Source organism: Shewanella sp. CAL98-MNA-CIBAN-0140 (assembly GCF_040309905.1).
Taxonomy (GTDB): Bacteria; Pseudomonadota; Gammaproteobacteria; order Enterobacterales; family Shewanellaceae; genus Shewanella; species Shewanella psychromarinicola.
The window spans coordinates 1-9208 of sequence record NZ_JBEOPI010000065.1 but is presented as its reverse complement, the minus strand read 5'-3'; the positions used below and the strand labels follow the sequence as shown (position 1 = coordinate 9208).

Genomic DNA, 9208 nt, shown 5'->3' with positions numbered 1-9208 from the left:
ATGTAGGCTTGCCATTCATCAGAATGTACACTGCGCCAACGACCTACCCGCTACGCCTGTAATAAAAACACTAACGCGCGTAAATCAACATGGTGTATTGACACATCTGCAGCGGCAATTAATGTAGGCTTGCCATGAAATGCCACACCTAAATCGGCAGCTTGGATCATCGCAATGTCATTGGCACCATCACCAATCGCCACTCGTTGCCCTGATGCAATGGCCCATTGTTCGGCGCACTGACTAACCACTTTCGCCTTAAATTGAGCATCAACAACTTGACCAGTCACTTCGCCACTGAGCTTGCCATCCACAATAACCAGTTCGTTGGCAAACGCGGCATCCAGACCCAGTAATGTTTTTAAATAGCTCACAAAGGGTGTAAAACCACCGGATGCGACCACCAATTTCCATTGATGCGATTTTAGCTCGGCTAACATGGCTTCAAGACCGGGCATTAACGGTAACGTATCGCACAGTTCTTGAATAATGGCAGCATCGGCACCAGCAAGCTTACTGACCCGTAGCCTTAAAGACTGCTCAAAATCTAACTCACCACGCATTGCGCTTGCCGTGACTGCGGCAACGCCTTCACCAACACCAGCCATGGCAGCGAGTTCGTCAATACATTCAATGTCAATGGCAGTAGAGTCCATATCCATCACTAACAAACCCGGTTGATTTAGGCGTGCTAAAGGTTGTTGAATAAGTACAATTTCAGCGGCTATATTCTGTGGAAATGATGCAATCCATTTATCATTTACTGTTTGAGTCGACAGTTCAAAACCTAATAAATCATTCTGCCTGACTAGCTTTGCGATATGAGCATCGGATGAAATTAACGATAACCAAGATTCAATCTCAGTTGAGCATTCAACACTAAAAATAATCCGACAACGATACGGAAAATAAGATTGTAAGCTCAGTAAATAATCAGATTCTTGATAACGATATAATACACGTCCTAGATGTTGATATTTATCACAAGTATCTGAAAATAAAAAATTTAGTAAGACATTGTCACGTTGTTCCAGCATCAATATGGCCTCTTAGTATGTTACGACTATCTACTGACAAATTTTTCGATTAATATAGCTTTTTGATGATTCTGTGTAATGGGACCGGCACTTAATGGCTGCTCGACAAAAAACAGCCTCAAGACAGCTTCCAATTAAATAGAAAAAACACTAAGGATTAAAGTGATTTTTGTTAAAGGTCTTAAGAAAAGACAAAAATTCAGCAGGATTGTGCAAATCATAGTGGCAATAGCGCTGATCTTCGGTCTGATGTACTTGTGGCAATCGAGTTTACGTAATGGTCAAAAATTACTAAATTCACAAACAAAAGTGATGGCAAGATTGTTAGCACAGCAAGCCGCTAATGGTGCCGCTCCGGCGATGTTTCTGCAAAATGATGAACAGCTGCAATGGTTAGCATCAGCACTGGCTGCAGATCCCAAAGTGATGTCGGTCAATATCTATAATTCGCAAGGTGTCAGGTTAGCCTTTGCCCAAAGCGTATCTTATGAAAGCTTAGAAGCGGACTCAGAGGCGTTAAAAGGCTTATTAAAGCCGTATCCTCCTTTAATTGAAAACGTCATTCAAGATGATAACAATTTAGGCTATGTCGAAGTGCGTTTAAATCTGGATATCTTTTTTGACGAAATTAAAATCTTGCATGAACAGAATATGGAATTACAGCAAATGATGTTGATCGTAGCGGGCTTCATTGGCTTATTACTTTCACGGGCTTTATCATTTAAACGAGCAGATTTTGATCGCCGAAGGACTCGGGTCAAATTACATAAAAAAACCAAAAAAATATCGTTGACTCCCCAGCCGACTTCCGAAGCCGATACCGATAAAAACCAGTAATCTACAAAACAAAAATGGGCACTAATCAGTGCCCATTTTATTATGTACAGTAAAGATTAGAACGTTAACGCTGCATCTAACGTCATAATAATCATGTCGCTGAATGTTGTTTGACGCTCATCAGATGTGGTTTTCTCACCAGTACGGATATGGTCTGATACTGTCGCAACACATAAGGCTTTAGCGCCTAACTCATGTGCAACACCATATAAACCAGCGGCTTCCATTTCGACGCCTAAAATGCCCATTTTCTCCATAACATCAAACATTTGTGGATCTGGAGTGTAGAATAAATCAGCTGAAAATACATTACCAACACGGACTTTAGTGCCATGTGCTTTAGCAGAGTCAACCACTGCACTTAATAAACTGTAATCAGCAATTGCGGCAAAGTCATTATCTTTAAAGCGTAAACGGTTCACTCTAGAATCAGTACAAGCACCCATACCAATAATCACGTCGCGTACTTTTACGTCAGTGCTAATCGCACCACAAGTACCAACACGGATTAGGTTCTTAACACCGTAGTCTTTGATTAACTCGTGTGCATAGATAGAGCAAGATGGAATGCCCATACCTGACCCCATAACAGAAATACGTTTACCTTTATAAGTACCGGTAAAACCTAGCATGTTACGAACGTCAGTGACTTGTTCAACATTTTCTAAAAATGTTTCAGCTATATATTTCGCACGAAGTGGATCGCCAGGAAATAAAACTGTCTCAGCAAATGCGCCTTCTACTGCATTAATGTGTGGTGTAGCCATTTGTATAACCCCTATATTTATATATTATTTAGTATTGCTTAATTATGTTTACAGTTTAGCAAAACCATTGAACTTTAAATAGAACCGTCGTTTGCAATTATGGCTAATTAATAAAAGATTCACCATAATCCATTGGTTCTAGTTCAAAATAACTCGCAATAGACTGACCAATATCAGCAAAAGACTGACGACGCCCCAATGAACCCGCAGGTAAACCTGCACCATAGGCTAATACAGGAACACGCTCACGAGTGTGTTCAGTGCCAACCCAAGTAGGATCGCAGCCGTGATCAGCAGTGAAAACCACTAAATCGTCAGGTTGCAAAATCGCTAACAGTTCGGGTAAACGCGAATCAAAATACTCAAGTGCTTTAGCATAACCAGCGGTATCACGGCGGTGGCCATAATGAGAGTCAAAATCAACAAAATTAGTAAATACTATGGTGTTATCACCAGCACGGTTAATTTGCGTTAATGTTTGATCAAATAACTCTTCAAGCCCGGTGGCTTTAAACTGCTGAGTAATACCACTGTGAGCATATATATCAGAAATCTTACCGATACTCACCACGTCACCGCCAGCGTCTTTAAGCTTATCTAATACGGTTGGCGCAGGGGGCAATACGGCATAATCATGACGGTTACCAGTACGCACAAAATCAGCAGCGCCAGTTCCGACAAACGGACGTGCAATCACACGGCCAATGTTATAAGGCTCTAACTCTTCACGGGCGATTTTGCACAAGTTGTATAAGTTTTCTAAACCAAAGCTTTCTTCATGACAAGCGATTTGGAAAACAGAGTCTGCAGAAGTATAGAAAATAGGCTTGCCTGTTTTCATGTGTTCTTCGCCTAACTCTTCTAGAATTTTAGTACCCGATGCATGACTGTTGCCTAGAAAATCTTCTAAACCAGCACGCTCAAGAATTTTATCGGTTAACTCTTTTGGGAATGAGTTGGTCAAATCACTAAAATAGCCCCATTCATAAAGAACAGGAACACCGGCCATTTCCCAGTGCCCACTTGGGGTATCTTTACCTGAACTTAATTCGTCTGCATGGCCATAAGCACCAATAATCTCGACATTATCATCAAATCCTGCAGCAAACTGACCCGTGCTTTCAAAACCAGCATGACCTAAGCCTAAGCGAGCAAGATTAGGCAACTTCAATGGCCCTTGACGGCCGATATCGGCTCGGCCTTCTGCACAAGCTTGAGCGATGTGACCAAAAGTATCTGAGCCAACATCACCAAACTTATCGGCATCAGTAGCAGCTCCTACTCCAAAAGAGTCGAGCATTAAGATAAAAGTACGTTTCATTATGTCTTTCCTTTATAAATCTGAAGCGCGAATATAACGATATATTTCAGGCGTCTTCTCAGGCGCGCTATCGCCAATAATAACCGCTTGCTGAATAGCCGCGGCAGCTTCTGCAAACGCATCTTCAGATTGAGCATGGATCATCGCTAACGGGATATCTTTGTTAACTGCCTGACCGAGTGCGCATACTTGAGTTAATCCAACACTATAATCCAGTGTATCTCCTGGTTTACGACGTCCGCCACCTAAGGTCACAACCGCTAAACCAAGTTCTCGTGTATCCATTTTGTAAGCAAAGCCAGATGTATTGGCGTATACAGGGCGAATAATCTTCGCGTGAGGTAAATACTTATCGTATGACTCAACAAAATCTGTTGGGCCACCTAAACCCGCCACCATTTTAGCAAATGCCTCTGCCGCTTTGCCATTATCTAATACAGTATTAAGTTTATTACGTGCTTCTGCTTCGTTGTGTGCAATACCACCCAAAACAAGCATTTCTGCACATAAACCCATAGTGACCGCATATAAACGAGGGTTACGATATTGACCTGTTAAAAAGTTAATCGCCTCACGCACTTCAACCGCATTACCTGCGCAAGAAGCCAATACCTGATTCATGTCGGTCAGCAATGCAGTTGTTTTTGTGCCAGCACCATTAGCTACCGCAGTAATACTACGAGCTAATTCTTCAGATGCCTCGTAGGTTGGCATAAATGCGCCACTGCCTACTTTGACATCCATTGCTAGCGCATCTAAACCTGCGGCTAATTTTTTAGATAAAATTGAGGCGGTGATAAGTGAAATAGATTCAACCGTTGCGGTATTATCGCGGATTGAATAAAAACGTTTATCGGCAGGAACAAGATCGCCCGTTTGGCCAATAATGGCCACACCAGCATCTTTTACCACTTTGCGGAATAATTCACTTGACGGTTCAGTTTGATAGCCTGGAATAGCATCAAATTTATCTAGCGTACCGCCAGTATGACCTAGGCCACGCCCCGAAATCATCGGCACATAACCACCACAAGCTGCAGCCATAGGACCAAGCATTAGGCTTATGACATCGCCTACACCACCGGTACTATGTTTATCGATAATAGGGCCATCAAGGCCGAGTGAATCCCAATTTAATACGGCTCCGGAATCTCGCATTGCTATCGTTAATGCAATACGTTCGTCCATATTCATATCTTTGAAGTACACCGCCATGCCGAACGCAGCAATTTGGCCTTCAGAAACCGTGTTATGGGTGATGCCATCAACAAAAAATTGAATTTCTGCAGTACTTAGTGCATCGCCGTTACGTTTTTTACGGATAATCTCTTGAGCAAGAAACATATTGAGTCCCTATTAGGCAATCCAACACCTTTAGGATCGCCATTAATATCTGGAATGTCATCAATTGATGACGCTTTGCATAACGATAATTCATCATCCAAAGTGGCTATTAGCGCATTGTACGAATTAGTAGCCTGAAGTAGGCGTAGGCGCTTCAGTCAATTCGAGCGTATGCAACAAGCTATTTAATAAGCTAGATGCACCAAAACGGAATGTCTGCGGACTGACCCAATCTGCACCTAAAATACGCTCAGCTAAGGCTAAAAACTCTGCTGTTTTCGCTGCATCTCGCACGCCGCCAGCAGGCTTAAAACCAACCTGACGGTTTTTCTCGCTGATGACGGTTAACATAATTTCAGCAGCTTCAAGCGTGGCATTAACCGCAACTTTCCCCGTCGAAGTTTTGATGAAATTAGCACCTGCATCAATCGCTAATTCAGAGGCTTTACGGATAAGTGCGGGATCTTTTAACTCACCAGATTCGATAATAACTTTCAACAAGACATCATCACCACACTCTTCTTTACACGCTTTAACCAGTTCAAAGCCAACCGTCTCATTGCCTGCCATTAAAGCACGGTATGGGAACACGACATCAACTTCATCAGCGCCATAGGCAATGGCAGCGCGAGTTTCTAATACCGCTATAGCGATATCATCATTACCGTGTGGGAAGTTGGTCACTGTAGCAATCTTAATGTCTTCACAATCAAGTTCATTAAGTGTTTTACGTGCAATAGGAATAAAGCGAGGATAAATACAAATCGCCGCAGTATTGCCGGCTGGAGACTTGGCTTTGTGGCATAAATCGATCACTTTTTGATCGGTATCATCGTCATTTAACGTGGTTAAGTCCATTAATGAAATACCGCGTGACGCCGCTTTTTTTAAATCAGTCATAATTGCTCTCCGAAACGAAAAATCAAAGTCGATAATTTTTTTTCAGGCAACACTATGTAGCTGGCATATTATTATAATTATGGCCGGGCCTTCAGTATTGCCAGTAAATCTAGGTGATATTTACTAACCTAAGTATTCAATCTGATAACGAGTACCACGACTTGAATCCTTGAAGACCGGAAAAGGTAAAACAAAGATATTTGTTTCAACTATTCCGCGAAAAATCCTTTTTAGCGCGTAAAAATAAGACCTTGTAGAGTACAAACCTTTATATAAAAACACTATTATTGGACAATGATTTTAAATGAAAGTTCGATATCCTTGTTTCGGTAAAATATGGAGCCGCTAAACGCGGCTCCATTAAATTATATCTTAAACAACTAGATTTTGTAAGTTGCGGTAAGGAAATGAGTCCAACCAGTAGTATCTAAACCACCAAAGAATTCATTCTTAAACGCGTTATCATTTAAGCCATATGCATGGTAGAAGTACTTACCACCATAACCTAGAGCAAAACGGTCTGTGTGATAATAAAGACCGAAGAATGCAGCGCCACCGTGTTCAGTGTTATTAAAGTCACCATCGGAATTTGTACCAGAATATTCTTCATCCATATCGAATTGGTAATCGACATAGCCTTGGAAAGATAAGAAGCTCTTATCTTCAAAGAAAACAAATGGCTTGAACCAGTTAGCCGAGAATTGGTAACCATTCCAGTCTTTACGGTTAATGTCATAAGCACCATAAAGGTTCATGCCAGTTTTACCTAACCATGGAACCATTACATCCGCACCAACACCCCAGAAAGACATGTTAACATCGCCTTCACCATTGCCTCCGGTATTGATAGCGCCACCACCCCAGTTAAATAGAGTAGAGAAATAAACTTCTTGAACTGGGCCTAAAGATAAATCAGTACCCGTAATGGCATCAATAGAAAAACGAGGAGCGAACTTCATGAACATTTTGCTCTCGCCGTCAGCTTTATCGCCTGAATCACTGTTGCCTAAGTTGAACACATCAACATAACCATAGAGGTCAACAAAGCCAGAACGACCGCCAAACTCCATTTCTAAATAGTTATGAGTAGCTTCATCTTCGTTTGCAATTGGATGCTCATCTATTGCATACATAATGTTAAACTGCATCCAATTATAATCGTTTGCATGAATGTCGCCAGTTTGTTCGGCAGCAGAAACAGTAAATGCAGAACCTGCTAGTGCAACTGTACTTGCTAATACTAAAGTATTTAATTTTTTCATCATCAACCCCATGTATATTATTTAACTATCTTCTTAGATAGCACTTCTTTTTAGTCATTCGTATCTTACCGTTACTGATATTAATCTCAATATTTAATCGATAAAAAAACGAATACAAAATTCTATTTTGTGAACAATGTCGCGACTTTTTGTCTACGAATTGTTAACGCTTTGACATTTTAATTTTGACTAGAGGTTTTAATGTATCCTCTTTTACAATCACTAAAACGGCATAACTTCGTATTGGGAAACGGTGGATTAACACAAAAATCAATAACAACATTGTTACACACTGGGTCTTTAGTCTTTATGAATCTAAAGACCCAGTTTTTTGGGGGATACCCCCCTGGACTGGTTCTTAGATAGCTAAGAATAGACCGGCTATTGTCGCGCTCATTAAGTTGGCAAGCGATGCGGCTATAACAGCACGAACACCAAGCTTAGCAAGGTCATGACGACGGCTTGGAGCCATAGCGCCTAGGCCACCGAGTAGAATTGCGATTGAAGACAAGTTAGCAAAACCACATAATGCGAATGAGATGATAGCTTGAGTTCTAGCAGTCATCGCAGCTTGTGTTCCTTCCACGCATAGTGGTAAGCCTTTAGCGACTTCACTAGCAACACTGGTACACGCTATAGCGGCATCATTAAGGTAAGGAGCAAAGTTTAGGTAAGCGACGAATTCGTTAACAATGATCTTCTGACCAATGAACGAGCCAGCAACCATTGCTTCATTCCAAGGCACACCGATAAGGAATGCTAAAGGCATGAACAAGTAACCTAAGATAAGCTCTAGAGTAAGGTTCTCAAAACCAACGAGTCCGCCAAGGCCGCCTAACATGCCGTTAAGCATGGCGATAAGACCAACGAAAGCAAGCAGCATTGCACCAACGTTAAGTGCTAAATGCATACCAGAAGCAGCACCAGCAGCCGCAGCGTCAATGACGTTAGCAGGCTTATCAGTGTCTTCAGGCAGATCGCCCATTTCGTTTTTAGTTTCTTCAGTCTCTGGGTGAATAAGCTTAGCCATTAATAGGCCACCTGGAGCTGCCATGAAAGAAGCCGCAACCAAGTACTCAATTTTAACGCCCATACCAGCATAACCAGCAAGTACTGCACCAGCGATTGATGCTAAACCACCCACCATGATGGCGAATAGCTCAGAGTTTGTCATAGTCGCAATGAAAGGACGAACAACAAGCGGCGCTTCAGTTTGACCAACGAAGATGTTTGCAGTAGCAGCCATAGATTCTGTACGGCTTGTACCTAGAGCCTTCTGAAGACCACCACCGATGAACTTAATAACCAACTGCATAATGCCAAGGTAATAAAGTACAGCAATCAAAGAAGAGAAGAAGATAATGACGGGTAGTACGCGAATAGCGAAGACGAAGCCAACACCATTTGAGAACATTGCGTCAGTACCTAGACCACCAAATAGGAAGTCGATACCAGCTTGAGAGTAACCAATAACATTGGCAACACCCATTGATACACCGCCAAGCACTTCTTGCCCAACGGGTACATACAATACGAAACCACCGAAAGCGGCCTGAATTGCTAGTGCACCCAAAACGGTACGTTTGTTAATTGCTTTTTTATTATTTGATAGTGCGAAACCTATCAATAGTAAGGTGACCACCCCTACTAAACTCATTACTATACATGCCTATGCATCTGAGTCAGTTTTGGCCTATTCTTATAGTATAAATCAAGACTAGAAGTGAGATTTGCTATGAA

Annotated in this window: 8 protein-coding genes; 1 reads left to right on the top strand and 7 read right to left on the bottom strand. The window is 41.8% G+C overall.

Annotated elements, in window-relative coordinates:
• Positions 1-50: 50 nt before the first annotated feature.
• On the bottom strand, positions 51-1037 hold the full coding sequence (serB, locus tag AAEY93_RS19935; RefSeq protein WP_124012065.1) for a phosphoserine phosphatase SerB: 987 nt from the start codon (positions 1035-1037) through the stop codon (positions 51-53).
• A gap of 162 nt (positions 1038-1199) precedes the next feature.
• On the opposite strand from serB, the gene AAEY93_RS19930 reads away from it, so the two are divergent.
• Positions 1200-1874, top strand: coding sequence for an AhpA/YtjB family protein (locus tag AAEY93_RS19930; RefSeq protein ID WP_101032502.1), 675 nt, complete (start codon positions 1200-1202; stop codon positions 1872-1874).
• Between the two features lie 56 nt (positions 1875-1930).
• On the opposite strand, the gene deoD is transcribed toward AAEY93_RS19930, so the two are convergent.
• The 6 genes from deoD to AAEY93_RS19900 all read right to left on the bottom strand — a co-directional run bounded on the left by deoD (position 1931) and on the right by AAEY93_RS19900 (position 9125).
• Positions 1931-2641 carry a purine-nucleoside phosphorylase gene (deoD, locus tag AAEY93_RS19925; RefSeq protein ID WP_101032503.1) on the bottom strand — a complete coding sequence of 237 codons (711 nt, stop codon included), beginning with the start codon at positions 2639-2641 and terminating at the stop codon, positions 1931-1933.
• Positions 2642-2744: 103 nt separating this feature from the next.
• A complete protein-coding gene (locus AAEY93_RS19920; protein ID WP_335686619.1) occupies positions 2745-3962 on the bottom strand; it encodes a phosphopentomutase in 1218 nt (405 codons plus the stop codon).
• Between the two features lie 12 nt (positions 3963-3974).
• Complete coding sequence (gene deoA, locus AAEY93_RS19915; protein WP_124012068.1) at positions 3975-5306, bottom strand: thymidine phosphorylase; 1332 nt, start codon at positions 5304-5306, stop codon at positions 3975-3977.
• Positions 5307-5432: 126 nt separating this feature from the next.
• Positions 5433-6206, bottom strand: a complete 774-nt coding sequence (gene deoC, locus AAEY93_RS19910; RefSeq protein ID WP_101032506.1) for a deoxyribose-phosphate aldolase — start codon at positions 6204-6206, stop codon at positions 5433-5435.
• Between the two features lie 380 nt (positions 6207-6586).
• Positions 6587-7471, bottom strand: coding sequence for a nucleoside-specific channel-forming Tsx family protein (locus tag AAEY93_RS19905; protein WP_124012070.1), 885 nt, complete (start codon positions 7469-7471; stop codon positions 6587-6589).
• A 355-nt stretch (positions 7472-7826) separates the two neighbouring features.
• Positions 7827-9125 (bottom strand): NupC/NupG family nucleoside CNT transporter, encoded by a 1299-nt coding sequence (locus AAEY93_RS19900; protein ID WP_351079351.1) that lies wholly within the window; start codon positions 9123-9125, stop codon positions 7827-7829.
• Positions 9126-9208 lie beyond the last annotated feature (83 nt).